General features: G+C 66.0%; 28 protein-coding genes and 1 tRNA gene. 9 read left to right on the top strand and 20 right to left on the bottom strand.

Translation table 11 applies throughout. From position 1 onward, the window contains the following. Positions 1–10: 10 nt before the first annotated feature. The 6 genes from rpmB to CU669_RS10105 all read right to left on the bottom strand — a co-directional run bounded on the left by rpmB (position 11) and on the right by CU669_RS10105 (position 4,221). The gene (gene rpmB / locus CU669_RS10130; protein ID WP_112144282.1) at positions 11–313 is read right to left on the bottom strand and encodes a 50S ribosomal protein L28; all 303 of its coding nucleotides are present in this window, start codon (positions 311–313) and stop codon (positions 11–13) included. Positions 314–521: 208 nt separating this feature from the next. Next, positions 522–1,082, bottom strand: coding sequence for a protein phosphatase CheZ (locus tag CU669_RS10125; protein ID WP_112144281.1), 561 nt, complete (start codon positions 1,080–1,082; stop codon positions 522–524). A gap of 46 nt (positions 1,083–1,128) precedes the next feature. Next, entirely contained in the window at positions 1,129–2,130 is a 1,002-nt protein-coding gene (gene meaB / locus CU669_RS10120) for a methylmalonyl Co-A mutase-associated GTPase MeaB (RefSeq protein WP_112144279.1), read from the bottom strand. Between the two features lie 10 nt (positions 2,131–2,140). Further along, positions 2,141–2,398, bottom strand: coding sequence for a hypothetical protein (locus CU669_RS10115; RefSeq protein WP_112144278.1), 258 nt, complete (start codon positions 2,396–2,398; stop codon positions 2,141–2,143). Between the two features lie 3 nt (positions 2,399–2,401). After that, entirely contained in the window at positions 2,402–2,710 is a 309-nt protein-coding gene (locus CU669_RS10110) for a hypothetical protein (protein WP_112144276.1), read from the bottom strand. A gap of 23 nt (positions 2,711–2,733) precedes the next feature. After that, a complete protein-coding gene (locus tag CU669_RS10105; RefSeq protein ID WP_112144274.1) occupies positions 2,734–4,221 on the bottom strand; it encodes a carboxypeptidase M32 in 1,488 nt (495 codons plus the stop codon). A 110-nt stretch (positions 4,222–4,331) separates the two neighbouring features. Between CU669_RS10105 and elbB the strand changes: the two genes are divergently transcribed. Beyond that, a complete protein-coding gene (gene elbB / locus CU669_RS10100; RefSeq protein ID WP_112144273.1) occupies positions 4,332–4,994 on the top strand; it encodes an isoprenoid biosynthesis glyoxalase ElbB in 663 nt (220 codons plus the stop codon). 70 nt (positions 4,995–5,064) lie between these two features. Further along, positions 5,065–5,138 (top strand) — tRNA-Gly (locus tag CU669_RS10095). On the opposite strand, the gene CU669_RS10090 is transcribed toward CU669_RS10095, so the two are convergent. From CU669_RS10090 to CU669_RS10080, 3 genes are all read right to left on the bottom strand, one after another. Beyond that, positions 5,104–7,134, bottom strand: coding sequence for an O-linked N-acetylglucosamine transferase, SPINDLY family protein (locus tag CU669_RS10090; protein WP_112144271.1), 2,031 nt, complete (start codon positions 7,132–7,134; stop codon positions 5,104–5,106). The two genes, CU669_RS10095 and CU669_RS10090, sit on opposite strands and share 35 nt — an antisense overlap. A gap of 3 nt (positions 7,135–7,137) precedes the next feature. Then, on the bottom strand, positions 7,138–11,472 hold the full coding sequence (locus CU669_RS21805; RefSeq protein ID WP_112144269.1) for a beta strand repeat-containing protein: 4,335 nt from the start codon (positions 11,470–11,472) through the stop codon (positions 7,138–7,140). Positions 11,473–11,625: 153 nt separating this feature from the next. Continuing rightward, on the bottom strand, positions 11,626–11,967 hold the full coding sequence (locus tag CU669_RS10080) for a hypothetical protein (protein ID WP_112144456.1): 342 nt from the start codon (positions 11,965–11,967) through the stop codon (positions 11,626–11,628). Between the two features lie 98 nt (positions 11,968–12,065). On the opposite strand from CU669_RS10080, the gene CU669_RS10075 reads away from it, so the two are divergent. Genes CU669_RS10075 through CU669_RS10065 form a run of 3 tightly spaced genes read left to right on the top strand, consistent with a single transcriptional unit; the run spans position 12,066 to position 15,414 of the window. After that, entirely contained in the window at positions 12,066–13,880 is a 1,815-nt protein-coding gene (locus tag CU669_RS10075) for an ATP-binding cassette domain-containing protein (protein WP_112144267.1), read from the top strand. Continuing rightward, a complete protein-coding gene (locus CU669_RS10070) occupies positions 13,877–14,740 on the top strand; it encodes a DMT family transporter (RefSeq protein WP_112144265.1) in 864 nt (287 codons plus the stop codon). The genes CU669_RS10075 and CU669_RS10070 overlap by 4 nt, the downstream gene beginning before the upstream one ends. Next, positions 14,737–15,414, top strand: coding sequence for an N-acetylmuramoyl-L-alanine amidase (locus CU669_RS10065; RefSeq protein ID WP_112144454.1), 678 nt, complete (start codon positions 14,737–14,739; stop codon positions 15,412–15,414). Before CU669_RS10070 ends, CU669_RS10065 begins: the two co-directional genes overlap by 4 nt. Positions 15,415–15,489: 75 nt before the next feature. On the opposite strand, the gene CU669_RS10060 is transcribed toward CU669_RS10065, so the two are convergent. Both CU669_RS10060 and dsrE2 read right to left on the bottom strand, forming a co-directional pair. Then, the gene (locus tag CU669_RS10060) at positions 15,490–15,717 is read right to left on the bottom strand and encodes a sulfurtransferase TusA family protein (RefSeq protein ID WP_112144263.1); all 228 of its coding nucleotides are present in this window, start codon (positions 15,715–15,717) and stop codon (positions 15,490–15,492) included. A gap of 13 nt (positions 15,718–15,730) precedes the next feature. Further along, the gene (gene dsrE2 / locus CU669_RS10055) at positions 15,731–16,219 is read right to left on the bottom strand and encodes a sulfur carrier protein DsrE2 (protein ID WP_112144261.1); all 489 of its coding nucleotides are present in this window, start codon (positions 16,217–16,219) and stop codon (positions 15,731–15,733) included. Positions 16,220–16,367: 148 nt separating this feature from the next. Here dsrE2 and CU669_RS10050 point away from each other — a divergent pair, with 148 nt between their 5' ends. Together CU669_RS10050 and soxZ are read left to right on the top strand one after the other, a co-directional pair. After that, a complete protein-coding gene (locus CU669_RS10050; protein WP_239988653.1) occupies positions 16,368–16,832 on the top strand; it encodes a thiosulfate oxidation carrier protein SoxY in 465 nt (154 codons plus the stop codon). A 1-nt stretch (position 16,833) separates the two neighbouring features. Continuing rightward, entirely contained in the window at positions 16,834–17,163 is a 330-nt protein-coding gene (gene soxZ, locus CU669_RS10045; RefSeq protein ID WP_112144259.1) for a thiosulfate oxidation carrier complex protein SoxZ, read from the top strand. A 53-nt stretch (positions 17,164–17,216) separates the two neighbouring features. On the opposite strand, the gene CU669_RS10040 is transcribed toward soxZ, so the two are convergent. The 5 genes from CU669_RS10040 to CU669_RS10020 form a co-directional block, all read right to left on the bottom strand. Further along, positions 17,217–17,657, bottom strand: coding sequence for a CBS domain-containing protein (locus CU669_RS10040; protein WP_112144257.1), 441 nt, complete (start codon positions 17,655–17,657; stop codon positions 17,217–17,219). Positions 17,658–17,749: 92 nt separating this feature from the next. Continuing rightward, positions 17,750–18,712, bottom strand: a complete 963-nt coding sequence (locus tag CU669_RS10035) for an ankyrin repeat domain-containing protein (protein ID WP_112144255.1) — start codon at positions 18,710–18,712, stop codon at positions 17,750–17,752. A 70-nt stretch (positions 18,713–18,782) separates the two neighbouring features. Beyond that, the gene (locus CU669_RS10030; RefSeq protein ID WP_112144253.1) at positions 18,783–21,032 is read right to left on the bottom strand and encodes an ankyrin repeat domain-containing protein; all 2,250 of its coding nucleotides are present in this window, start codon (positions 21,030–21,032) and stop codon (positions 18,783–18,785) included. Between the two features lie 10 nt (positions 21,033–21,042). Further along, positions 21,043–21,408 (bottom strand): response regulator, encoded by a 366-nt coding sequence (locus tag CU669_RS10025; RefSeq protein WP_112144252.1) that lies wholly within the window; start codon positions 21,406–21,408, stop codon positions 21,043–21,045. Positions 21,409–21,502: 94 nt separating this feature from the next. After that, positions 21,503–21,871, bottom strand: a complete 369-nt coding sequence (locus tag CU669_RS10020; RefSeq protein ID WP_161539632.1) for a DUF423 domain-containing protein — start codon at positions 21,869–21,871, stop codon at positions 21,503–21,505. A gap of 75 nt (positions 21,872–21,946) precedes the next feature. Here CU669_RS10020 and CU669_RS10015 point away from each other — a divergent pair, with 75 nt between their 5' ends. Then, a complete protein-coding gene (locus tag CU669_RS10015) occupies positions 21,947–22,573 on the top strand; it encodes a FecR family protein (protein WP_112144248.1) in 627 nt (208 codons plus the stop codon). A 163-nt stretch (positions 22,574–22,736) separates the two neighbouring features. On the opposite strand, the gene purU is transcribed toward CU669_RS10015, so the two are convergent. Beyond that, the gene (gene purU / locus CU669_RS10010; protein ID WP_112144246.1) at positions 22,737–23,597 is read right to left on the bottom strand and encodes a formyltetrahydrofolate deformylase; all 861 of its coding nucleotides are present in this window, start codon (positions 23,595–23,597) and stop codon (positions 22,737–22,739) included. Positions 23,598–23,735: 138 nt separating this feature from the next. Here purU and CU669_RS10005 point away from each other — a divergent pair, with 138 nt between their 5' ends. Further along, a complete protein-coding gene (locus CU669_RS10005) occupies positions 23,736–24,080 on the top strand; it encodes a hypothetical protein (protein ID WP_112144244.1) in 345 nt (114 codons plus the stop codon). 162 nt (positions 24,081–24,242) lie between these two features. Here the strand turns inward: CU669_RS10005 and CU669_RS10000 are convergent, their stop codons facing one another. From CU669_RS10000 to CU669_RS09990, 3 genes are read right to left on the bottom strand one after another with little or no spacing between them, the layout of a single operon-like run. Further along, positions 24,243–24,734, bottom strand: coding sequence for a hemerythrin domain-containing protein (locus CU669_RS10000; RefSeq protein ID WP_112144242.1), 492 nt, complete (start codon positions 24,732–24,734; stop codon positions 24,243–24,245). Positions 24,735–24,740: 6 nt separating this feature from the next. Further along, positions 24,741–26,039: a hypothetical protein gene (locus CU669_RS09995; protein ID WP_112144240.1), complete on the bottom strand. Its 1,299-nt coding sequence runs from the start codon at positions 26,037–26,039 to the stop codon at positions 24,741–24,743. Then, complete coding sequence (locus CU669_RS09990; RefSeq protein WP_112144239.1) at positions 26,039–26,620, bottom strand: DUF2249 domain-containing protein; 582 nt, start codon at positions 26,618–26,620, stop codon at positions 26,039–26,041. Before CU669_RS09990 ends, CU669_RS09995 begins: the two co-directional genes overlap by 1 nt. Between the last annotated feature and the right edge of the window lie 40 nt (positions 26,621–26,660).

The following is a 26,660-nucleotide window of genomic DNA, read 5'->3' as shown; positions in this document are numbered from 1 at the left end:
GAGCCTGAAATCAGGCGGCGTTGGCCTGCTTGCTGGCCAGGGCGCGCAGAATGCTCTTCTTCAGGCGGCGCGCCTCGGCGGACAGCTTGCTGTCGGAGACCGAAAGCAGATAGGCGTCGATGCCGCCATTGTGCTCGACGGTCTTCAGTCCATTGGTGGACAGACGCATGCGCACGGCATGACCCAGCGCGTCGGACACCAGCGAGGCTTCCTGCAAATTGGGCAGAAAACGACGACGGGTTCTGTTGTTAGCGTGACTGACGTTGTTGCCGGTCAAAACGCCCTTGCCGGTGATGGCGCAGCGACGTGCCATTTTGAAAATCCTCACTTCATATCGTTCGCCGGCTCATCGACGGCCCAGGAGGCCGGACGGGTGCCGGAGGAAGCCGCGTTTTTAAGGGGCCGAAGCCCCGCCGTCAAGCAGGAATCTCTGCGATGGCTCATTCATATGGAGCGAAAGCATAAGCGAGGAGAGCCAAGAAGGCGGGCGCCCTCGTCGGCGCTTGAGGCAAATGAAAAGACTACCCGAACAGCTTGTCGATGGCGTCCTGGCCCAGCATTTTGTCCACATCGGCCTGGGTGACGCCCTGGCCTTTGAGTTGCGGCCCGTGCAGCAGCTTCTTGTCGGGATCCTCTTCCTTGATCTCCACCACCACCTTGGTCAGTTCATCGCGGCCCCAGGTCAGGATGATGGCGTTGACGCGCTCCTCGACGAATTTGAGGATGTTGACCACCTTGGAAATGCGCTGGCCGGTGATGTCTTGGAACGAGCAGGCCTCGAACACCATGTTGACCTTGTCGGTGACCTTGTCGAACACCTCGCCAAGGGCCGGATTCTCCACCGCCAGGGCGCGAGCCTCGCCCATCAGCGTGTCGATGGATTCCATGCTTTCCATGATGGTGTTGGTCGCGCCTTCGGTGGCGTCGACGATGGCGTCGAGCTGCTCGGACATGCCGCCGAAGTGATCGGCAGAACCTGGCGGATTCAAGGCCGCCAGCTCCTTGCGGATCTTTTGCATATGGCCGAACAGGCCGACCAGCTCCCGCTTCAGGATCTGGGTATCATTGAGCGGCTGCGACATTTCTAATCCAGACAAGGGTGCATTGCGGCAAAGGATAGCCTGATTATCACGGCCGCGCCAAGGGAAGTCGGAAGGTTTCGACCAATTGGCGTGCCGCCGCCCCCGGCGCCATGCGGCCCTCGGCCACGGCGCGTTCCATGTCGGGCAGCAGCCTCTCCACTCTCGGGTCGTCGCGCAGCGCCTGCAACATTGTCTCGGAGACCTCGCTCCACATCCAGGCATGGGCCTGCGCCGAGCGGCGTTCGGCCAGGGCTCCCGCCTTGTCCATGGTATCGCGATAGCCCGCCACCATGGTCCAGACATCGTCGATGCCGCTGCGCTCCATGGCCGAGCAGGTCAGGACCGGCACCGTCCAGTGCGGTGACGAGGGCGCCAGCAGATGCAGGGCGTTCTTGTAGTCCCGCGCCGCCCTGGCGGCCGCCTTGGCCAGGTCGCCGTCGGCCTTGTTGACCACGATGGCGTCGGCCAGTTCGACGATACCCTTCTTGATGCCCTGCAATTCGTCGCCGCCGCCGGGCACCAGAACCAGCAGGAACATGTCCACCATGTCGGCCACCGCCGTCTCGCTTTGACCGACGCCGACCGTTTCCACCACGATGACGTCGAAGCCGGCCGCCTCGCAGACCAGCATGGCCTCGCGGGTGCGGCGCGCGACGCCGCCCAGGGTGCAGCCCGAGGGACTGGGCCGGATGAAAGCGCGGGCATCGCGGGACAGCTCTTCCATCCGGGTCTTGTCGCCCAGGATGGAGCCGCCGGAGCGCGGGCTGGACGGGTCGACCGCCAAGACCGCCGGACGTTTGCCCTCGGCCAGCACATGCAGGCCGAAGCTTTCGATGAAGGTGCTTTTTCCCGCGCCGGGTACCCCGGTGATGCCGATGCGCACCGAGCGCCCGGTGTGGGGCAGCAGGTCGTGCATCAGCGCCTCGGCCGCCTCGCGGTGGTCGGGCCGGGTGGATTCGATCAAGGTGATGGCGCGGGCCAGGGCGCGGCGCTCACCGGCCAGAACACCTTTGGCCAGGGCAGAAGGATCGGAGGGGGAAACACTCACGGTATGGGCTCTACTTCTTGCTGTCGGGCTCGCGCCCATCGTTCAGGAAGGTGAGGATGGCCATGCCCACCAGCTTGGCGCGGTCCTCGTCGGACAGGTGGTCGAGAATCTTGCGCTTGGCCCGGTGCACCTGCTGGGCCTGCTTCAGCAGGGCGGCGCGATCTTCGCCCATGGCGGCGGCGGCTTTTGCGATGGGCTTGGGAGTCGGTTTTGCCGGGGCTTTAACCGGAGGCTTGGCGCCGAACAGGTTCTTGAAAAATCCGACCATGGATCAACGCCCCCCACCCAGCAGGGCTTTTTCCGCCACCGAGCGCAGCTTGTCCATCTCGTCGTCGCTGAGATGGGCCAAGGCCGACTGGCTGGCCCGGCGCACCGCCATGGCGGTGCGGATCAACTGAGCCTTTTCCGGCGGCAGGCGGCGCATGCGCTCCTCCGCCTCGGCCAGGGCGGCATGAACGTCACGCTCCCTGGGCGGCACCGTCACGACATGGAGACGCGGTCGGGGCGGCAACGGCGCACGCCCCTGCAGGGCCTCCCTCGCCCGCTTGTCCAAGAACAAACTCTGCAGCCAACCGATCATCGGACAAGCTTACCTCAAACCGCTCAATCCAAATAGCGCCGCCGCAGATGGGCCTCGAACACCGCCGGGTCCAGCGGCCGCCCGGTGGCCCGGGTCACCAGGTCGCGGGTGGACAGCGACGAGCCGTGGCCGTGCACATTGGCCCGCAGCCAGGCCAGCAGCGGCTTGAAGTCTCCCTTTCCCATGGCGGGCAAAACCTCGGCATCGGCGGCTTGGGCGGCGGCGAACAACTGGGCCGCCGTCATGGCGCCCAGTGTATAAGTGGGGAAATAGCCCCAGGAGCCGCCGTACCAGTGGATATCCTGCAGGCAGCCCAGCCGGTCGTCGGGCGGCGTGATGCCCAGCAGGCGCTTATAGCCCTCGTTCCAGGCCCCCGGCAGGTCGGCAAGCTCCATGCGGCCCTCGATCAACGCCTTTTCCAGGCGGTAGCGGATGATGACATGGGCGGGATAGGTGCATTCGTCGGCCTCGACCCGGATGAAGCCGCGCTCGACCCGGATGCCCCGGCGATACAGATTGTCGGCCTCCCAGGCCGCGCCCTGGCCGCCGAAGGCGTCGCGGATCAGCGGCGCGGCGAAGGTCATGAACTCCCGCGACCGGCAGGCCTGCATCTCCATCAGCAGCGACTGGGATTCGTGCACCACCATGCCTCGGGCGCGGCCCACCGGCTGGCTCCGCCACCGCCCCTTGGGCAGACCGAACTCGTAGAGCGCGTGCCCGGTCTCGTGCAGCACCCCCATCATGGCCGAGGCGAAGTCGTCCTCGTTATAGCGGGTGGTGATGCGGGTATCCTCGGGCGAGCCGCCGCAGAAGGGATGGCGCGACACGTCCAGGCGGCCGTGATGAAAATCGAAGCCCGCCATCTCCATCAGTTTCAGGCCCAGCGCCTTCTGCTGGCCGGTGGGGAACGGACCGGACGGCGCGACCGACGCTGGCCGTCGGGCCTGGGCGGCCAAAGCTTCTTCGATGAAGCCGGGCAGGAAGGCTTCCAGGGGATCGAACACGGCGTCGATCTCGGCCGAGCGGCCTTCGGGCTCGTACTGGTCCAGCAGCGCGTCGTAGATACCCACCCCCAGCTTTTCCGCCTTGATGGCGCCCACTTGCCGGACCAGCCCCAGCAGATCGGACAGCGCGGGCAGCACCCGCTTGAAATCGGCGGCGGGCCGCGCCTCGCGCCACGCCATCTCGCAGGCCGATTCCGCCCGCGCCAGGGCATCCACCAGATCGCCCGGCACGGCAGCGGCATGAACCCATTCGCGGCGCATCTCCCGCAGATTGGCCCGCTCCCACCCGTCCAGCGTCTCACCCTCGGCCTGGGCCAGCAGGTCGGCCATGTCGGGCGCGGTCACCGTCTCGTGGGCGATGCCCTTCAGGGTCGCCATCTGCTCGGCGCGCCCCTCGGCGCCGCCATCGGGCATCATGGTCGCCATGTCCCATTGCAGCACCCCCAGGGCGTCGCCGATGGCGGCGGATTTGCGAAACACGGCTTCGAGGCGGGAATATGCGGTCATGGAGTATCCTAGGAACGGGATGCGGGCGGCCACGAACGATAGACCATGGTCGAGGCGGGAGGGAATGGGCTATTCTATGGTCTCTTCCTGCATGACGAGGAAATCCGACCATGTCCGCCAAACCGAAATTCGCCGTGGTTCTGTCCGGCTGCGGCGTCTATGACGGCGCCGAGATCCACGAAGCGGTACTGACCCTGTTGGCCATCGACCGCCACGGCGGCAGCTATCAGTGCTTCGCCCCCGACCGCCCCCAGATGCATGTGGTCAATCACCTGACCGGCCAACCCGCCGAGGAAAGCCGCAACGTCCTGGTGGAATCCGCCCGCATCGCGCGGGGCCAGATCAAGGACGTCGCCCAGTTCAACCCTGCCGATTTCGACGCCATGATCTTCCCCGGCGGCTTCGGAGCCGCCAAGAACCTGTGCAGCTTCGCCGTCGATGGCCCCGACTGTTCGGTCGATCCCGCCACCGAGACGGCGGTCAAGGCCATGGCGGCGGCGAAAAAGCCCATCGGCGCCTTGTGCATCGCCCCCGCCCTGATGGCGAAAATCATGGGCGACGGCGTCGACGTCACCATCGGCAACGATCCCGGCACCGCCGAGGCCATCGAGAAGATGGGCGCCAAGCACAAGACCGCCGGCCACGGCCAGGTGGTGGTGGACGCCAAGCACAAACTGGCGACCTCGCCCTGCTACATGCTGGACGCCTCCATCAGCCAGATCGCCGAGGGCGCCGACAACACCGTCAAGACCCTGATCGGCATGATGGGATAGCAAAGCCGGACCATGGGGCACGACGGGCCTTGCCAGCAGGCCCGCCGCCCCCTATAAAATCCGCTGCGGTGCGGGTGTAGCTCAATGGTAGAGCAGAAGCTTCCCAAGCTTACGACGAGGGTTCGATTCCCTTCACCCGCTCCAATCGCCGCCTCCACAGCCGCCCATCACACGCCATCGGCCGATAGGCGTGCCGTCGGGCCAGCCGTTCGCTCCACCAATCTTCGTAATCCGGCATGGCCAGGGTTTCCGTCTGGTCCTGGTCGGGCTCGATTCCGACCTCCAGGCAGGCGTCTAGGTTGGTCAGGTCGGGGAGCGGTAGGTGACCGGCTTCGGCGGTCCGCCACATTTGGGCGAACAGCTCTTCCAGGCTCCGGGCCAGTCCATGGGTGTCGAACAGGGTGCAGGTCTGGCGGTTTGCGTCCAGACGCTGGCGATACTGGGCCAGTCCTGCCCGGTCGTGGCCCAGGGCCACGGCTCGGTCCACATAGTCGGCCGGGTCCAGGCAGACCAGATCGGCCAGTCCCGCTGCCCGCGCCAGGCTGCCGCACACCCTGGACGCGAAGGAGCGGCCGCTGAGCGTCAGGACCGGCACCCCCATCCACAAGGCGTCCGACGCGGTGGTGTGGGCGCCGTAAGGCGCGGTGTCGAGGAACAGATCGGCCAGGGGATAGCGGGCCAGATGATAGGGGTTGGCCAGCTTGTCGGCGAAGATCAGGCGGGCGGGGTCCAGCCCGCGCCCGGCGGCGAGATCGCGCAGGCGGCTTTGCGCCCCCTCGGCTCCGCTCAGCAGCCACAGCACACTGTCGGGCACCTGTTCCAGGATGCTCAGCCAGCGCGCGAAGGTGAAGCGGTTGATCTTGTGCAGCCCGTTGAAGCAACAATAGACCATGGCGGTCTCGGGCAGTCCCGCCTCGGCCCGGGTCGGGCGCTGGGGGGCGACGATCCGCTGGCGGTCGTTGGGCTGATAGCAGGGCAGCCGCAGCACCGTCTCGGAGTAATAGATCTCGGATTCGGGCGGGATGATCCAGTCGTCGGCGATGATGTAGTGGTGATAGGGGCTGCCCATGCTGCCGGGAAAGCCCAGCCAGTTGACGATCACCGGCGCCGGGCGCAGCGCCACCAGCTTGGTGCGGCCGTCCCGGGTGTAGCCGTTGAGGTCCACCAGGATCTGGATGCCGTCTTCCGCCATGAGCCGGGCGGCATCCGTGTCGCTGACGTTGGAGATATCGCGCCAGTGCTCGAATGCGCCCTTGATGCGATGGTGCAGCGGATCGTCGGCGGCGACGCCGCAGTAATAGGCGAACAGCTCCACCTTATCCTTGTCGTGGGCCTCGAACAGTTCGGCGGTCAGGTGGCCCACCGCGTGCTCGCGCAGATCCGACGACAGATAGCCGACCCGCAGCCGCTGGCCTGGCGTCGGCTTCGGGGTGGCGGGTTCGGTGGCGGGACGGCCCACGTCGAGGCGGTTGTAGTTCCACGCCGCCGCCAGTTGCAGCATGGGGTCGTCGCCATAAGCCGCCATGGACAGCGGCGACATGCCGGTCATCAGGGTCTCGCGGCCGACCCGCTCCCACGGTTCCACCACCGGCCATTCGCATTGGCGCTGGCGCAGGGCCAACAGGTGCTGGACCACTTCGCGCTGGCTGGGGTCCAGGTCCAGGCTCTGGCGCAGCATGGCTTCGGCGGTCTCGTCCTGGTTGGCCGTCTCGGTGACGCGGGCGATCTGGTTCAGCGCCGTGGTCTTGTGGCTGATGGCCGTGCCGGTCACCGGAGCCAGCCGGTCCAGCATGGCCGACCAGCAGGCCACCGCGTCGCCCGAAACGCCCAGCCGTTCGTGGACCCGCCCCAGATTCACATAGGCCGACAGGAAATCGGGATTGAGCGCGATGGCCTTCTCAAAGCTGTCCTTGGCCCCCGCCAGATCGCCCGAGTCCATCTGGACGACGCCGAAATTGAACAGGACGGCGTAAAGCAGCGGATTGTCCTGATTGTGCCGGACCCAGGCCTCGTAGAGGGTGGCGGCGCATTGGCCGCCGTCGCTGCGGGCGATGGCTTCGGCGGCGGTGATCAGGTCGAGGACGCTGAGATCGCGCCCCACCGCCCGGTTGATGGCCGAAGAGAAGGTCTCGCTGGCCATGGCTTATCCCAGTGCCGACAGCATGGCTTCGACCTGGGGGTCGGTCATGGCCGCCACTTGGATCTGGGTGAAGGCGCCCGCCTGGGCCGCGCTCAGCGCCGCAATGGTGGTGGTGGTCAGGGCACCTAGCTGCACGGTGGATAGGGTGGCGATGGCGGTGGTGCTCAGTCCCTTGGCCTGGGTGGTGGCAAGACCGGCCAACTGGGTGGTGGTGAGGCCCGGCACCTGGGCGGCATTGAAGGCCCCCATCTGGGTGGAACTGAGTCCGCCCAACTGCGTCACCGTCAGGGCGCCGAGGCTGGACGTGGTCAATCCCTTCAATTGGGTGGCGGTCATGGCGCCGAGCTGGGTGGTGGTGAAGGCCGGGATTTGGGTGGAGGTCAGCCCCGCCATGCCGGTGGAGCTCAAGCCCGCCGCCTGGGTGGTGGTCAGGCTTCCCAACTGGGTGGTGGTCAGTGCCGCCACGGTGGTGCCGATGATGCTTCCCATTTGGGTCACCGTCAGGCCGGAAATCTGGGTGGTGGACAGGCCGGTAAGCTGTGAGGTGGTCAGCGACTGCACCTGGGTGGTGGCGAGGCCGCCCACTTGCGTCGAGGTGAATGTCGCCACCAGGGGCGCGGCCAGGGCGGCCAGGGTGGTGGCGCCAAGCCCCTTGATCTGATTGGCCGACAGCGCCGCGATCCCGGTGGTGGTCAAGGCGGAGAACTGGGTCGTGCTCAACGCGCCCACCTGGGCCGAGGTCAGGCTGGCGACCTGGGTCGCCGTCAAACCGGACATTTGCGTCGGCGTCAGCGCCTTGACCTGGGTGGTGGTCAGGCCCAGGGACTGGGTGGCCGTCAAGCCTCCCAACTGGGTGGTGCTCAGCCCCGCGATCGAGGTGGTGGACAGCCCGCCGATACTGGCCGCCGCGATGCCGCGAAGCTGGGTGGAGCTGAGGCCTCCCATCTGCGTCGCCGTCAGCGCCGCCACGGCGGTGGAGGTGAAGCCGGACATCTGGGTCGAACTCAGCGCCCCCAACAGGGTCGCGGTCAGCCCCGCCACCTGGGCGGTGCCCAGGCTGGCCAGCTCGGTCACCGCCAGACCGCCGACCTGGGTGGTGGTCAGCCCCGCCAGGACGGTGGTGGACAGACCGGCGACCTGGGCGGTGGACATTCCCCCGATCTGGGTGGGGGTCAGGCTGGTCAGTTGGGTCGGCGCCAAGGCGGCCAGAGCCGTGGTACTCATCCCCTTGATCTGGGTGTTCGACAGGCCGGAAAGCCCGGTGGTGGTCAAGCCGCCCAGTTGCGTCGAGGTCAGGGCGCCGAGCTGGGTCGAGGTCAGTCCGCCCAACTGGGTAGTGCTCAGCGATGCCAGACCGGAGGGCATCAGTCCGGCGAGTTGGGGCGTCGAGAGGACCGAGAGCTGGGTCGGACTCAGGCTTCCCAACTGGGTGGAGGTCAGAGCGCCGATGCCGGTGACGCTGAACGCCTTGATCTGGGTGGTGGTCAGATTGGCCGCCTGGGTGGTGGTCAGCCCCGCCAGCAAGGTGGTGGTCAGGGAGGTCAGCGCCGCCGCCGATAGCCCGGAAATCTGGGTGGGGGCCAGCCCGGCAAGGGTGGTGGTGGTCAGCCCCGCCAACTGGGTCGTGGTCAAGCCGCCCACCTGCTTGGAGCTGAGGCCGCCCAACTGAGTCGTGGTCAGCGCCGCCAGTTCGGTGGTGCTCAGATACCCCACCTGAGTGGTGGTCAGCCCGCCGATCTGCGTGGCGGCCAACCCGCCCAGCTGCGTGGTGGTGAAGGCTTTAAGCTGGGTGGAATTCAAGCCGCCGAGCTGGGTGGTGGTCAATGCACCCAACTGGGTCGTGGTCAAACCGCCGAGACCGGTCACCGTAAGCGCCCCCAACTGCGTCGAGGTCAGTCCGGCGGCCTGGGTGGTGGTCAGGCTTCCCACCTGCATCGCAGGCAGGGCGGCGATGCCGGTGGTGCTCAGCCGAGCCACTTGAGTCGAGGTCAGGCCGCCGAGTTGGGTGGTGGTCAGAGCCAGCAGGCCGACGCTGGTCAGGCCGCCCAGCGCCGCCGCACTCAGGCCGCCCAGTTGGGTCGAGGTCAGGCCTGCCAGTTGGGTCGCGGTCAGGATCGCCCCCTGGGTGGCGGTCAGGCCGCCCAGCTGGGTCGTGCTCAAACTTCCGAGCTGCGTGGAACTCAGGGCCGCCACCGCGCTCGACGTCAGCACCGCCATTTGCGCGATGCTCAATCCGCCCAACTGGGTGGTGGTCAGCGCCGCCAGATCGGTGGAGCTTAGCCCCACCGCCCCGGTGGTGGACAACCCGCCCAATTGAGTCGAGGACAAAGCCCCCATCTGGCCGACGGTCAGGCTGGCCACGCCGGTGGAGGTCAAGCCGCCAAGCTGGGTGGTGGTCAAAGCCCCCAGGGTAGTCGCGTCCAATCCGCCGATCTGGGTGGAGGTCAGCGCCGCCGCCTGGGTCGGCGCCAAGCCGCCCAATTGCGTGGTGGTCAGGGCGGCCAGCTCGGTGACGGTCAGACCCTTGACCTGGGTCGCGGTCAGGACGCCCAGTTGCGTTTGGGTCAGGCCACCGAGTTGGGTGGTGCTCAACCCCGCCAGTTGCGTCGATGTCATCCCGCCGATCTGGGTGTTGGTCAATACCCCGATCTGGGTCGCGGTCAGGCCGCCGAGTTGCGTCGAACTCAGGCCCGCCAACTGGGTCGTCGTCAGCCCCTTGGCCTGGGTGGTGGTCAGAGCCGACAACTGGGTGGTGGTCAGCCCGGCAATTTGTGGATTGCTCAAGACCCCCAATTGCGTCGAGGACAGGCCGCCCAGTTGGGTGGTTGATAGCGCCGTCATCTCGGCGGCGGTGAAGGCCTTCATCTGGGTGGTGGTCAAGGCTCCCATCTGCGTGGGGGTCAGCCCGCCCAACAGGGTCAGGCTCATGGAAGCCAAGTTGGCGCTGGTCAGCACGGCGATCTGCGCCCCGGTCAGCGCCGCCACTTGGGTGGGACTTGCCGCCGCCAGATGGGTCGTCGTCATGGCGGCCAGGGCGGTGGTGCTGATGCCGGTGATCTGGGTGGTGGTCAGTGCCGCCACCTGCGACGAGGTCAGGGACTTGATCTGGCTGCTGGTCACCGCGCCGATCTGGGTCGAGGACAAGGCTCCCAACTGCGTGGTGGTCAAGCTCGGCAGTGCCGAGCCCGACAGACCGGCGATCTGGGTCGTGGTCAAGGCGGTCAGCTTGGTGGTGCTCGCCCCCTGCATGGCGGTGGCCGTCAGAGCGGTGATCTGGGTCGAGGACAGGCCGCTCAATTGCGTCGTGGTCAGCTGGTTCATGCCCGTGGAGGTCAGCCCGGCCAAGGTGGTGGTGGACATGGCGGCGAACTGGGTCGAACTCAGCGTGGCGATTTGCCCCACCGTCATCTGTAGCATCTCGGTCAAGGTCAGACCGGCCATTTGCGACGTGGTCAGCGCCCCGATATCGGTGGTGGTCAGCGCCGCGAATTCCGTCGACGTCATGGCGGCCAGCTGGGTCGAACTCAGGCCGCCAAGCTGCGTGGTGGTCAAGGACGCGACCTGGCTGGTGGTCATGGCGGCAATGGCTGTGGTGGCCAGGCTTCCCAGTTGCGTCCTGGTCAGGCCGCCCATTTGCGTCGTGGTCAAACCCGCCAGATTGGTGACGCTGAGCTTGGCGATGCCGGCCGCCGACACGCTCGACAGTTGGGTCGCCGTCAATCCGCCCAGTTGGGTGGCGGAGATGGCCGCCAATTGGGTCGAGGTCAGGCCGGTGGTCTGGGTGGAGGTCAGGGCGCCCAGCGCCGTGCTGGTCAAGCCATTGAGCTGGGAGGTGGACAAATAGCCGACCTGCGCCGCGCCAATGCCGCCCAATTGCGTGGTGGTCAGGGACGCCAACTGGCTGATGGTCAATCCCGGCACCTGGGTCGCGGTCAATGCCCCCAATTGGGTGGAACTGAAGGTGGCCAGTTGCGGGGCGGTCAAGCCTGCAAGCTCGGTGGTGGTCAGCCCCTTGACCTGCTGGGTGCTCAGCACCGAAATCTCGGCCACGCCCACGGCGTCCAACTGGGCGACGCTGAGCACCGCCATCTGGGCGGCGCTGAAATTCATCTGCCCGGGGGTGAGGGCGGCGATCTGGCTGGTGGTCAACCCCGCCATCTGCGTCGTGGACAGAGTTGCCAACTGGGTGCCGGTCATGGCCCCGATGGCGGTGACGGTGAAGGCCCCCACCTGATTGGTGGTCAGCGCGGCGAAGTCAGTGGACGACAGCCCCTGCACCGCCGTGGTGGTCAGGTGGGAGATCTGGGTCGTGCTGAGATAGGAAATGGGCGAAACCACGGAATCAGCACTCGCGCGAACGAAGAACGACCTTTCTCCATAACAGGCGCGAGTTTAAGGGCGGGTTAAGCGCCCACGCGTGCGACAGAAATCCCGGAAGATCATCACTATAATCGTCATTCCCGCTTTCGCGGGAATGACGGAAAACGGATATCAGATGATCTTGCCCTCGCCGTTCTCGAAGACTCCGGACACGTCCGACAGGTAGGAGCGCAACGAGCGGCGGCCCAACAGCTTGTCCTGGGCCGGGGCGGGCAGGTCGGTGAAGGTGATCACCCGCTTTTCGATCAGCACCGCCACCAGATCCTCCACCACGCGGATGAAGCCGAGATCGGAGGCAAGGAACCGCGACGAGGCGCGGTCGCCCGCGGTATCGCGAAACAGGAAGTCCAGTACGTCGGGATGGCTGGCGGGCAGGTTTTCCGAAGCGCCATCGGCCGAATCCTCGGAAAGGCCGATCACCTTGCCTGCGATATCACGGCTGACATAGGGCATGGCGCTCTCTCCCGACACGGTTCGCCACGGACTTTATCTCCGAACCCGTGATGGGTCCATGGTTTGACTCTCGGCCCCGCTCGGTGTAGCCATCCTTCATGGCTTCCCCTCCCCTCCTCGCCCTCAGAGACGTTCGGCTGACCTTCGGCGGCAAACCGCTGTTCGAGGGCGTCACCACCTGGATCGCCAAGGGCGACAAGACCTGCCTGGTCGGCCGCAACGGCTCGGGCAAGTCCACCCTGCTGAAGGTTCTGGCGGGCGAGATCGCCCCGGATTCCGGCGAGCGTTTCGTCCAGCCCGGCGCCCGCATCGCGGTGCTGCCCCAGGATCCCATCATCATCGCGCCCACCGTCGCCGCGTATGTGGCGGAAGGCCTGCCGCCCGACGAGCGCGACCAGTTGTTCAGGGTGGATACCGTCCTGGAAGCGGTCGGCGTCGACGGCAGCCGCGACCCGGTGGCCCTGTCGGGCGGCGAAGGCCGCCGCGCCGCCCTGGCCCGCGCCCTGGTGGGCCAGCCCGACGCCCTGCTGCTGGACGAGCCGACCAACCATCTCGACCTGCCCACCATCTTGTGGCTGGAAGACTGGCTGAAAAGCTATGGCGGCGCCCTGGTGGTGATCAGCCACGACCGCCGCTTTCTCGAAACCGTCTCCAAGCAGACCCTGTGGCTGGAACGCGGCGTGGTCCGCCGCGCCGAATGGGGCTTTGCCCGCTTTCCCGCTTGGCAGGAAGAGGTCTATGCCGCCGAGGAAGCCGAACTGGCCCGCATGAACACCCATATGCGCCAGGAGCTGCATTGGCTGTCGCGCGGCGTCACCGGGCGGCGCAAGCGCAATATGGGCCGCATGCGCTCGCTCCAAGCGCTGCGCAAGGAACGCGCCGAGACCAAGTCGGCGGTGCTGGCCACCGGCCGCCAGGCGGCCCTGGCCGCCGAATCCGGCGATCTGTCCGGCCGTCTGGTGATCGAGGCCAAGGACGTGGGCAAGCGGTTCGCGGACAAGATGATCTGCGACGGCTTTTCCACCCGCGTGCTGCGCGGAGACCGGGTCGGGCTGATCGGTCCCAACGGGGCGGGCAAGACCACCCTGCTGAAGATGCTGACCGGCGAGTTGGAGCCGGATTCCGGCACGATCCGGCTGGGCACCAATCTGGAAGCCGCCTATTTCGACCAGCGCCGCGCCGCCCTCGACCCCGAGCGCAGCGTCTGGGACACCCTGACCGACGGGCGCGGCGACAATGTCTGGGTGCGCGGCAAGCCTCAGCATGTGGTGGGCTACATGAAGGACTTCCTGTTCTCGGAAGCCCAGGCCCGCACTCCGGTCAAGGCGCTGTCGGGCGGCGAGCGCAACCGCCTGCTGCTGGCCAAGCTGCTGGCCAAGCCGTCCAACCTGCTGATCCTGGACGAGCCCACCAACGATCTGGACATGGACACGCTCGACCTGCTGGAGGAAGTGCTGGCCGATTACGACGGCACCTTGCTGGTGGTCAGTCACGACCGCGACTTCCTCGACCGGCTGGTGACCAGCGTCATCGCGGTGGAAGGCGACGGCGAGGTCATGGAATATGTCGGCGGCTATAGTGACTATCTCGACCAGCGGCCGGTCAAGGACGACAAGGCGGCGCCGCGCCCAACCCCCAAGCCCCAGGCCAACCCCAAGCCGCAAAGCCCGCGCACCAAGCTGTCCTATAACGAGGCGCGCGAGTTGGACCTGCTGCCCGCCCGCATGGAAGCCCTGGCGACCGAACTGGCCAAGCTGGAAGCGGATCTGGCCGACCCGGCGTTGTATTCCCGCGACCCCGCCAAATTCCAGAAGATCGCCGCCCGCGTCGATGTGGCCCGTGCCGAATTGGAAGCCGCCGAGGAACGCTGGCTGGAACTGGAAGCCAAGCGCGAGGAGGCGGCGGGCAAGTGAACCGCTTCACGCCCGCCGACTGGACGGCCGCCCTGGCGGTATCGCTGTTGTGGGGCGGCAATGTGGTGGCGGTCAAGGCGGCCACCCTGTCGCTTCCGCCCTTCCTGCTGACCGGAATGCGCTTCGCCCTGGTTGCCCTGGTGCTGGCGCCGCTGTTCCGTCCCCGCCTGGACCAGTTGCGCGGCATCCTCGGCCTGTCGGTGGTTCTGGGGATCGGCCATTTCGGCCTGCTGTTCGCCGCCATCAACGGCATGGATGCCGCCAGCGCCGGAATCGCCATCCAACTGGCCACCCCGTTCAGCGCCGTGATCGCCTGGCTCGCCTATCGCGAGGCCCTGGGCTGGGCGAGAGGGGTCGGCATGACGGTGGCCTTCGCGGGCGTCGTCGTCCTGGCGGGAGAGCCCCATCTCGATAGTCCGGTCCCGCTGGTGATCATGTCGGCCAGCGCCCTGTCCTGGGCCATTTCCAACGTCATGATCAAGCGCATCGGGCCGGTGGATCCCCTGGCCATCAACGGCTGGGTGGCGCTGTTCTCCTTTCCCATGCTGCTGGCCATCTCGTTCGCGTTCGAGACCGATCACTGGAACCGCATCCAGACGACCACCGCCGCCGGCTGGGCCGGTCTGGCCTATACCACCATCGGCTCGACCCTCATTGCCTATACGTTGTGGTATAAGCTGGTGGCGCGCCATTCGCTGAACCGGATCGTGCCCTTCACCTTGCTGGGACCGGCGGTCGGGCTACTGGGCGGCGTGCTGCTGCTGGACGAGCCGCTGACCTGGCACAAGCTGCTGGGCGGCGCCCTGACGGTGGCGGGAGTGGCGGTGATTCAACTTTGGCCCGGCAGGACGACCACATGACCGTGATCTCCCATCCCTCGCCCAATTTCGAGCCGCGCCGCTCGGCGATCGTCGACATGCTGGTGATCCATTACACCGGCATGCCAGACGGGCCGGCCGCCCTGGCGCGGCTCTGCGACGCCGAGGCCAAGGTCAGCGCCCATTACCTGATCGAGGAGGATGGACGGGTGTTCTCGCTGGTGTCCGAGGATCTACGGGCATGGCATGCGGGGGCGTCCCACTGGCGGGGCGAAACCGATATCAATTCCCGCTCCATCGGCATCGAGTTGGTCAATCCCGGCCATGAATTCGGCTATCGCGCCTTCCCGGATGCCCAGATCGCCGCCTTGGTGGACCTGAGCAAGGGCATTGTCGGGCGGCATCCCATTCCCGCCCGCAACGTGGTGGGACATTCCGACATCGCGCCGCCCCGCAAGCAGGATCCTGGCGAATTGTTTCCCTGGCAGGTGCTGGCAGAGACCCACGGCATCGGAGTCTGGCCCTGCGGCGAGCCCACGGAACTGCCGCCCGAGCATGTGGTGCTGGCCGGTCTTGCCCATGTGGGCTACGACATCCACGACCCAAAGGCGGCGCTGACCGCCTTCCAGCGCCATTTCAGGCCCTGGAAGGTGGACGGCCATCTGGATGCCGAAACCATCGGCCGCCTGCGGGGCTTGATGCGGATCTTGCGGTAACGCGAAAAGCGGGCAGGATGCCCGCGCTCCCGGCATTCGGAGCGCGGCCGTCCCGGCCGCGCCATGGAAGCGGGATCAGGCCCCCTTCTGGATCTCGAACGTGTAGACGCCGCCGTCTTCCTTCTGGCTGACCAGAACGTTGCCGGTCTGGCGGCAGAAGGCGTCGAAATCCTTCACCGAGCCGGGATCGGTGGCGACCACTTCCAGCATGCCGCCGGGGGCAAGATCCTTGATGGCTTTCTTGGCGCGCAGGATGGGCAGCGGGCAGTTGAGTCCCTTCACGTCCAGAACGGTCTTCGACATGGATGATCCTCCCTCAAATGAACAGATTGATATGGCAGTTGGTCGCGGTTTCGATATAGGTGGCCGCGCCCGCGAACTCGAGTCCGTCGATCAGGTCGGCTTGCTTGTATTCGAACAGGTCCATGGTCATCTGGCAGGCGATCATGCGCACCTCGGCCTCCACCGCCGCTTCGCGCAGTTCCTCGATGGAGGCGACGCCCTTCTTCTTGATCAGATCCTTCATCATGGAGGTCGCCATGCCATCCATGCCGGGCAGGGCGCCCATCAGATTGGGCATGACCATGTGCATGCCCATCATGGGCATCTCCATGGCGGCATTCCCCAAGGTCGTGACCTTCAAATCCAACGTCTTCTTCAGCAGGGTCAGGCCGTAGAAGGTAAAGAACATGGTGACGTCGAGGCCCATGCTGGCCGCAGTGGTCGCCAGCACGAACGGGGGATAGGCCCAATCCAGGCTTCCCTTGGTGACGATCAGCGACATGGATTTTCCGGCAGCGGTCATGATTCCCTCTTTGTTAATGAGCTTACACTAATGTTTCAGCCCGTCACAGCCCCCTAATATCATCAAACCTTTATATAAGTGTTGCGTCAAGCAGCCGCCCTCCGCTAGCATTGCCCAACACAAAAAATCAAGCTGGGGAGTGGCCTTGGTGAGCACGCAAGCAGCCCTTAGTCGTCGTCGCATTCTGGCGGCCGGCGCGGCCGGTGCCACCGCCATCGCCTTGGCGCCCTTTGCTTCGGCCCGCGCCGACTCCATGGAAACCGACGAGCTTGCCCGCCAGTTGATGGGCCGCTTCACCGCCAAGGAAGGCAAGGTCCGCCTCAAGATCAAGGAAACCGCCGAAAGCGGCGCCAACGAGCCGGTGGGCGTGGTGGTCGACAGCCCCATGACACCCGCCGATCACGTCAAGGCCATCCATATCCTGGCCGAGGGCAATCCCTATCCGGTGGTGGCGTCGTGGTATCTGACGCCCAGGTCGGGCCGGGCCGAGGTCAATTTCCGCATGCGGCTGGCCAAGACCCAGGTGGTCCGCGCCTATGCGGTGACCAGCGACGGCACCGTCTGGATGGACAAGCAGGAAGTCAAGGTCACCCTCGGCGGATGTGGAGGCTGAGATGGCGAACTCCGACCGCGTCAAGGTGCGCATCCCCGCCAAGGCCAAGAAGGGCGAGATCATCGAGATCAAGGCCCAGCTCAGCCATGACATGGAAAGCGGCCAGCGCAAGGATGCCGACGGAAAATCCATCCCGCGCCGCATCGTCAACAAGTTCACCTGCACCTGGAACAACGAACCGGTGATCAGCGCCGACTGGCATCAGGCGGTTTCGGCCAATCCGCTGAGCGGCTTCTTCGCGGTGGCCTCGGCCAGCGGCAAGATCAAGCTGACATGGTGGGACGAAGCGGGCGCCGTCTTTGAATACACCCACGACATCGTGGTGGAGTAGCCGCCAAGGCGGGCGAGACGCCCGCGCTCCGACTGGCGATCACGACGGATACACTAGCGCCCCGCCATCACGTAATCGCGTAGCGACTCCGCTTCCATCTTGGTCTCGTCCAGGCGCGACTTGACCACGTCGCCGATGGTGACGATTCCCGCGACCTTGCCGTCGGCGCCGATGACGGGCAGATGTCGAATGCGCTTGCCGGTCATGATCTCCATCAAACGCTCGACGGTATCGTCCTCGTGACAGACGAAGACCTCGGCGGTCATCAGATCGCGGACCTTGGCGGTGGAGCAGACATCCACGGCCTGGGACAGGCCGCGCACGATGTCGCGCTCCGACAGAATTCCCGCGACCTTGTCGCCATTCATGGCCATCAGGGCGCCGATGCGATGCTCGGCAAGCAATTTGGCCGCTTCGCCCACCGAGGCATCGGGAGATATCGTCACGACGCCCGCGCCACGAGCCTTTGCCTTCAATATGGTCTTGACGATCATCGCGGCCTCCCTGGGCTGATTATTCTTCTCCGTATCTTAGATAAGGGTGGGAATACCTGGCCGTTCAAGGGGGGCTGATCATCAGCATGGGGTCAAAACAGCTGCTTGATGGCCTGTCCACGGTCATGGCCGGAAATGGCGGAATTGCCCAGCAGGTAGTGCAAGGCCGTCCGCCCGCGCGCATCCGCCCGCTGGGGATCGGCCCCGGCGGATAAGGCCCGTGCGATATCGTTCGCGCCGCCCTTGGCGGCGGCGGTCATCAGGCTGGTCCGCAGGTCGCGGGGCAAGGGAGCGCTGCCGTCAACCACCCCCAACAGGGCGGTGGCGGGATCGCGGGCGATGCGTTCCAGCAGGTTGAAGTCGGACTCGCGCCCCTTGGGCGTCGGGCAGTCGGTCGGAGCCACCGCCAGCGGCCCCATCAGCCGTGACGTCTCCTCCAGCAAAGCCCGATGACTGGCCACCAGACGGCAGGGAAACCGCAGCACCATGCCGCCGAACACCGAGGGCTCCGGTTCCGCCTTGCGCGCCACCAGATCGTACCCCTTGAGGGTGGGCAGGGTCTCGGCCAGCAGGATGGCGTCCACCTTGCGAAGGGTCACCGCGAGGCGGTTGAACACGTAGGCGTCGGCCTTGATCCCCTTGCCCGATGGCGGTTCCGGCAGCAGCTCGAAATAGCTGACCAGCCATTCCTCTTTTTCCGCCAGCAGGGGGTCGGCGGCAACCTGATCATCGGTGGGCACCCGATTTTCGATCTCGGTTTCCACGTCGTCGAGCAGATTGGCCGCCTTGACCGTATTGCCGGACAGGAATTCACGCAAGGCTCGCGCCACCGCTTCCAAGGGGTCGGCATTGGGATCGTCCGCCAGCGCGGTCCGGCCCGCGGCGGCCCTGTTCATCTCGGTCTGGATGCGGGCGAAGGTGACGAGCCCGTCGCCCGGCAGGGCCGACAACTCGTCGCCGCCGGTCTGAGGCAGGTTGCTGCCCAGCCACCAGGCCGCAGCGCCCGTCGCCACCAGCAGCGCCGCCGCCCCCGCCAAAACCGTTTTCCTCGACATTCCGCAGACCCTTTATTCACATCGGCGCGGGAGAATAGCGGAGGTCGTCGGGGGAGTCAGCAGCCGGTTTCTAGAAAAGCAGGCGCGCCATTTCCGCCCGCTCGGTCGGCGTCAGCGACGGATTGGGCGGAAGCGGCCCTTGCCCCAGCAGATAGTGGATCGCCCGACGCCCCGTCGTGTCGGACTGATAGCGATCGGCCCCGGCCTCCACCAGCAATCGAATGGTGGCGGCGGAACCTTGCGAGGCGGCATACATCAGCGCCGTTCGCGAATCGTGGGCCAGGGTCCGGACCTTGCCCGTCTGCCATGTATCGGCATTGACCCGCGCCCCCTTATCCAGCAGGAACTGGGCCGCGTCGGATCGTCCAAGCTGTGCCGCCACCATCAACGCCGTCTTGCCGAAATGATTGCGGGCGTTGACGTCGCGCATGAACCGAAGTCCCTCGGGATCGGTCTCCGCGGTCACGCCCCCCGCCACCTCCCACAACAGCGGCAGCGCCGGATGGGCCACCGCCACATGCAGCAGCGGATCGAAGGGCGCGAAAGCGGCGCATTCGGCGAAGGGCTTCAGGTCATCGGCGGAGACACCGGCCATGGCCTCGGCCATGGCCTCCACCCCGGACCCATCCATGATCAGACGACGCAGCGACTTGGGCGGCGGCCCGTTGCCGCACTGGGAGCCGTAGGCGAGGGAGAACAGAGCCTTGCGGGCGGCATCGGCCGACTCGGCCTCGCTCAGTCCCCTGGCCTGGAAATAGGCGGCAAGGCCGGTCCTGGACCGCTGGTATAAGCCATTCAGCCGATCAGCCACCGCCTTGGCGCCCAGCGAGCCGTAGCTCCAGGTTTGGTAAGGCTGGTCAAGCACCGGCTCGGGCCAGGATAGAACGGCGCCCGGCTGCGACACGATGTCGTGCATCTTGCCGGTGTCCCGGTAGCGCACCGGATAACGCGGCGAATTTCCGCCGCCATCGGCGGCGGAGGTCGCGTCCAGGAAGGCGGCCAGATCGGCCTCGGGGAATCCGGTGATCCGGCCGCGACCGACGAGGCAGCCGGAAACCGGCGGCGTCACGTCGACCTTCCCGTCGTCCTCGGTGGGCTGAACGACCACGTCGCGGGAGGCCAGCAGAGCCGGATGGCGTGCCAGCACGGAACAGGGAATGACATAGGGGTAGGCATGGGATCCCGCCGACACATCGGCGGCCCGAGCGAGTGCGGCCAGACGGATGCTGGGCACCAACGACATGTCGGAGCCGTCATAGCCGGTTGGCGTGCCGGAAAAGCGCAGAATGGCGGGGCTCGCCTTGGCCAAGGACGCCCGGTCCACCGACGCCATCAGGGTTCGAATATCCTCGTTGCGCTCGGCGGAAGGGTCGCGGAAGGCATGCAGGAACAGGGCGAGGTCCAGCTTGCCGGCCACGCCGTTCATGGCGGCCAGCCTCAGCGGCGGCTCGGCGCCGTCCGGATTGACGTCCATGAAACGGATGGCGGCGGCCGCATCCCAGGGCGGCGATGGCGGATGATGGTCCCAATTGGGGGGCGACGTCACCGGCGTCAGCGCGGCCCCGGCGAAATCCCCCGGGCGCTTCACCAGCCGTTCCATCAAGGCGAAATCACGCTCCGATGCCTCTGGCACGGGGCAAGACAGCAGAGGCCCCGCCAAATCACCCAGAGCCGCCGCGACAAGCTCGAACGCCGTCTTACGCCCGGCCACAAGGGGACAAGGCAGGCGCAGCCAGACATCGTCCAAGACCGTGTCGCCCATGGTAAGCCGACGGATATTGCGCCGCGCCCTCGGATCGTAGCGCATGGGCCGAAGGACCGCCTCGGCCGCTTCCAGAACCAGAACCGCGTCCACGAGACGCATGGCCTGGACCAAGCTCCGCAGCGGCGGCGCATGGGCCTGATCGGCCAAGGCCTCGGCATAGGCGCTGGGCAGCATGACCTTGTCCAGGTCGGATCGGTCGCGCTGGGCGCGGGCCAGTTCATCCTGATGAGCCAGACGGCCCCCGGCCTCGGCCCGGATGGCGTTCGCATGATCGGCGAATTCCCGCATGCGACCGCGCAGGAAGGCATCCTCGGCGTCCACCAGGCGTTCCAAGGGATCGCGCATGGCCCCCGGCGGCAAGGGCCACCGCGCCTTGCCCACCGCCACCCGCTCCAAATCCGCCTGGATGCGAGACAAAACACGCCCCGGCGACTGCGACGCAGCGGGGCGTTCGTCCAATTCAGCAATCACTCGGCCCAGGATGGCGTGGTCGGCGAACAGCAGACTCGCGGTGAGCGCGATAACGGCCAGTCCGATAGACCCGACCGTGCGCATTCAGCCGCCTTCAGGCAAGAAAGCGGGAAACGGTTTGCAGGAAGTTGGAGACCGAGATCGGCTTGGCGATATAGCCCTCGCAACCACCCTCGCGGATTTTTTCCTCGTCGCCCTTCATGGCGAAAGCCGTCACCGCGATGACGGGGATCCCCTTCAGATCGGCATCGTCTTTCAGCATCTTGGTGATTTCCAGGCCGGAAATCTCGGGGAGCTGGATGTCCATCAGAATCAAGTCTGGACGATTCTTACGCGCAATATCAAGGACTTCGCGGCCATCCTTGGTTTGCAGGGTCGTATAGCCGTTCGCCTGAAGCAAGTCATTGAACAACTTCATATTCAGGTCGTTGTCTTCGACGATCAGGACCGACTTTGCCATTTCTTTCCTCGAAACTCTCTCCACGGACGAAGCCGTGGCAACCCATGTTCTTGGGTGTATCCAAGACGCATCATCACCAATTCATTGGCTTAAGTCAAACCGTGGGATCGCTTCGTTTGCCGATTGCGGATGCCGCCAGCGCAACCCAGCCCAGCAGCAACGAGACTCCCCCCGCCGGGGTGACCATGGGCAGCGGCAGCGGGACCATCATGGCCTTGGCATAAAGAGAGCCGGAAAACAGCGCCACCCCGATGACCCACAGCATTCCGGCGGCGCGGGCCGATACGGTTCCAGGCCGATCCCACCGATCCAGCGACGCCAGCGCGGCGGCATGGATCAATTGAAACAGACTGGCCTTTTCCATCAGTGGAACGGCGGCGGCATCGACGCCATGGGCGCCATAGGCTGCCAGCCCGATGGCCAGCGCTCCGTTGATGCCCGCCAGCAAAATCCATGGCCGCATGGGGATACTCCTTGACCCGAAAGCAGGACGCGCCGAGATAATGACGACAACACGCCACCAGGACGAGAGAGAACAATGCGCCTCCGCCATGCCCTCGCCTTCGTCATCGTCGCCTTGCTCGCCTTTCCTCGCGTGGTTCTGGCGGAAAACGCCGCCATCGTCACCCGCGTCCAAGGCAAGGCGGAAGCGGTGGAAGCGGCCGGCAGCAGGCCGCTTTCCGTCGGCGATCCCATCCGGCGCGGCGATCGGCTGCGCACCGGCGGCGGCGCAAGGCTGGAGGTCCGCTTCGCCGATGGAATGGATCTGACGCTGAGCGACGGCGCCGAGATGGTGGTCAGCGAATTCGACTGGGCCCCGGCCATGTCGCAAGGCAAGGCGGAACTGGCGCTGGCCCAGGGCTCGTTCCTGCTGGAAAGCGGCAAGGTGGGCAAGCTGCCCGACCATCCCCTGTTGGTGAAGACGCCGCTGGCCTCGGTGGGCATTCGCGGCACCAAGTTCTGGGGCGGTCCGCTGGACGCCCCCATGTCCATCCTGCTGCTGGAAGGCGGCATCATCGTGACCAATCGGGCGGGCAGCGTCGAGCTGAACGAACCCGGCGCCGGAACCTCCATCGATGCGGCGGGCGGCGCCCCGGCCGCACCGTCCTTCTGGGGCGAGGAGCGCATCCAGAAGGCCTTCGCCACCGTCACCTTCGGCAAGTAGGCCCAAGACCCGGAAAGGCTTGCCTTTATTTACCGTCACCCCCGCGAAAGCGGGGGTCCATGGTACGGCAGGGCGACGTCATGGCAGGGGATATCGGGATCCGACGCATGGATTCCCGCCTTCGCGGGAATGACGATAAGAAAATAGCCTTTCCGCGCCCCCCCTACCGGAACACCACCGTCTTGGAACCGTTGAGCAGCACCCGCTGCTCGGTGTGCCAGCGCACGGCGCGGGCCAGCACCACGTTCTCGATGTCGCGGCCGATGGCCACCAGATCCTCGGGGGTATGGGTGTGGTCCACCCGCTCGACCCCTTGCTCGATGATGGGGCCTTCGTCCAGGTCCGGCGTCACGTAATGGGCGGTGGCGCCGATGATCTTCACGCCGCGGGCATGGGCCTGATGATAGGGCTTGGCGCCCTTGAAGCTGGGCAGGAACGAGTGGTGGATGTTGATGGCCTTGCCCTGCAGCCGCGCGCACATGTCCTGCGACAGAATCTGCATGTAGCGGGCCAGCACCACCAGATCGGCGTCGGCACGCTCGATGACGTCCAGCACCCGGGCCTCCTGGGCCGATTTGTCGTGCTTGTCCACCGCAACGTAGTGGTAGGGAATGCCGTGCCATTCGACGATGGAGCGCATGTCCTGGTGATTGGAGATCACCGCCGGAATCTCCACCCCCAGCGAACCGGTGTGGTAGCGGTGCAAAAGGTCGTTGAGGCAATGGCCGAACTTGGACACCAGGATCACCACCCGGGCCTTGCGGCTGGCATCGTGCAGCCGCCAGATCATCTGGAAGCGGGCCGCCACCTGGGTGAACAGCTTCTCGAACTCGGCCTTGGCGGGCGTCATGGCGCCGGGGCCGAACACGATGCGCATGAAGAATCGCGACGACAGCGGATCGCCGTATTGGGCCGCCTCGGTGATGAAGCAGTCGTGCTGCGAAAGAAATCCGGAAACCGCCGCCACGATGCCCACCGTGTCGGGGCAGGTGATGGTCAAAATCCAGGCTTGCTTATCCGCCATGGGGAGTTCTCCGAAGGATGCCGTGCCACAGGTCTAACCGAGGATGCGACATGCGCCAAGTCGGCAATCGCCCCCTTGCCTTTTTTGCGCAAATCGCCGATGGTCCCGCCGAACTCCATGCGGTCAAGGAGAGGCCCGATGATCACCGTCTATTACAAGTCGGGCACCGCCCAGTGGAAATACGAGCTGGAAGACGCCGAGCACGACTACATCATCAAGAACGTGCTGGAAGACAGCCCGGACCTGACCGAGATGTTCGACGACTCGCTGGAAATCCTGCGCGACATCTCGGCCATGGACGAAGACGAGATGGACGAGGAAGACGAGATCGACCAGACCATCGCGGTGGCGTTCCTGTGGCACTACTTCAATCATATCGCCGAGGGTGACGACCGCATCGAGGGCGACATCGTCCTGATCGAGGAAGACGACGGATCGGGCGTCAGCGTCTTCCCCGCCTCGGCCATCGACGAAGACGAGTAGGAGAAGCTCCCTCTCCCCTTGTGGGAGAGGGCCGGGGTGAGGGGACTTATGCGCTGCAAGCGCGAATAAGGAATCATGTGGCGCGTCGACACGCGCCCCCTCACCCGGCCTTGCGGCCACCCTCTCCCGCCAGGGGAGAGGGGTTGTTTCCGAACGTCCGACTCACCCCACTTCGCGGCGATAGGTGTCGGCCAGGGCCTCGTCGGTTTCGGGATCGACCAGGGCGGAAATGGCGGCCAGCAGGCCCATCTCTTCCTTCTGGATGTGGAAGATTTCCCGTTCCACCAGCTCGGCCCCAGCATCCTTGAATTCGGTCCAGGTGACGTCGGTGAAGGCGCTCCCGGCGGCGGCCACCGCCAGATCGGCCACCTGCAGCGCCAGCGGCAGGATCGAGCGATGCTCGTGGGTCAGCATGGTGACGATGCCGGTCTCGCCCTGCTCGACGAACACCTTGAACAGGTGGTTCTCCTCGAAGCCGAAATGGCTTTCCACCTCGGAACGCAGCACCCGGGACAACTGCTTCAGCTTGCGCCCCAGCAGATCGTCCATGGCTGGCGCCTTCTTATTGGCGCTCAGAAGCTCGTCCAGCGACTGCAACGCCTCGATGGTGGTCATGTGGGCCTGATGCAGCAGAGCGCCGGTTTGGGTGTTCATGGACCTTTATCCTTCGTGATGGGCGGCGGCCGCGGCCGCCATATGGGAGAGATAGCGGCGCAACACCTCGATTGTGTAGACGCCGAAGGAAACCGCTCCGGCCAGACCGGCCAGGACGCCGAGGCGCATGGGCCAGACCCAGCCGCCGAGGATGGCGGCAATGATCAGGACCAGTGCCGCCCCGTGGCAGGCGAGGTGAATATCCACCGGCAGCTTGGGCGACAGATGGGACAGCAGGGCGGGCTTGCCGCCCAAGGCCGAGGAATGCATGGAGGCAAGGAACGGCATGATCCGCTGCAAGATGGCGGTGACGAAGGACAGCAGCCAGCCGAATACCAGCAGGAAGCCCCACAGGGTTCCCCACGGGTCCAGCGGCGCCCCCAGGGCCGGTGCCAGGGCAGCCAGCAGGCTGAGCGGCAGCAAGGCCCAGGCGACCCACACCATGCGGAAGAACGGCTCCAGCCGCTTTTTCATACGGCTTTTCAGGGTGTCGCGCATGCCGCGCAGATAAACGAAGGTGGCCGCCAGCCCCGCCAAAGCCCCCAGCGCCGCCAGCGGTCCCAGGCCGAACGCCGCTCCTCCCGCGCCCAGGGCAAGACCGATGGCCGACAGCAGGGCGGTGCGCCGCCCCACCGCATCGGGAACGGCCGAGCCCAGAATGAACATGGGAATCAGCACGTAGGAGAATCCCAGGGCCAGCATCCCCATGAAGCCATAGGCGGCCAGGACGGCATGGGCGGCGGCGATGCCGCCGTGATCGGCCAGAATGCCCCTGGTGAAATCGATCACCAGGGCGAAACCCAGTCCCACCAGCAGCAACAAGCTGGCCACCGCCAGCCAGGCATGGCGGGTAACACCCGGCAGATCATCGACCTTGCGCAGATTGCGCGCCACCAGCCAGCCGAAAGTGCCAAGACCAATGGAGCAAAGCCCAGCGCCCAGATGCTGGAAAACCAGGGTTCCACTCGCCAAACCGGCGGCGAACACCGCTACCCCCGGCACATACGCGACGAACATGGCCTTGCAGGCCCAAACCGGCCCCAACGGCCGACGGGTCGCCACCGGCAACAATTGGATGGCGGCGCCCATGGCGGTCGTCGCCAAAGTCCCCAAGGTGATGAGGTGCAGAGCAGCCAGCACCGGCCCCTGCCCGCCCACGAAGCCGAGGCCCGCGTCAGCCCCCGCCCAGGCCAGCACCGACCACGCGGCCAGATGGAAGACGACGGCGGCCACGAAAAAGCGGTAGGGAACCGAGGGCGGCAACAGGCGGTCCTTCGCCCCCATCATGAAACTGCCGGGAAACATCAGGCGTCGCGCTCCAGCCAGAGGCGGACATTCACCACCTCGTTGGCGATCCTGGCGATACGCCAGCCGCGCTCGGCCAATTCGGGGGCGAGGAAATGGGGCTCGCGCTCGTGATGGACCACCACGGTCTCGTTGCCGGTCAGAGTCTCGATCAGGCGGATGATCGCCAGCATGGGATTGGGCGGCGCCAGCTTGCGCACGTCGATATGGATGCCGTCATCCTCGCGCCAGGTCATGGCGCCTTCCGGCGAAACCTTCACATCGGCGCCGCTTTCCCAGTCGGCTCCGCCGTCCAGATGAAAGAAGACCCGCCAATGTCCCTCGGACAGTTTGCGGCCATAGGAGGAAAACCCCCGACCCGCCAGAACCCGGCGCAGCGGCGACGGATTGAACGGCGCGTCGATCACCAGAAATCCGCCGAACTCGATCCCGGCGGCGGCCTCCATGATGGCGGCGAAGGGATCGACGCCCTCGGCCAGGAAGCCGCGCACATCCATGGCCGCCACATCCAACGCGGGCGCCAGCCATTCCGGCGGGCCACTGGGGGTGCTGTCGATTGCTTTCGGCTCGGTATGGGCCATGACATGCCTTCTGGAAGCTTGGCCCAACCGTGCCGGTCCA

Origin of the sequence: Paramagnetospirillum kuznetsovii (assembly GCF_003284725.1) — a bacterium.
Taxonomy (GTDB): domain Bacteria; phylum Pseudomonadota; class Alphaproteobacteria; order Rhodospirillales; family Magnetospirillaceae; genus Phaeospirillum; species Phaeospirillum kuznetsovii.
The sequence above is the reverse complement of the archived record's forward strand: the minus strand, read 5'-3'. Positions and strand labels throughout refer to the sequence as shown.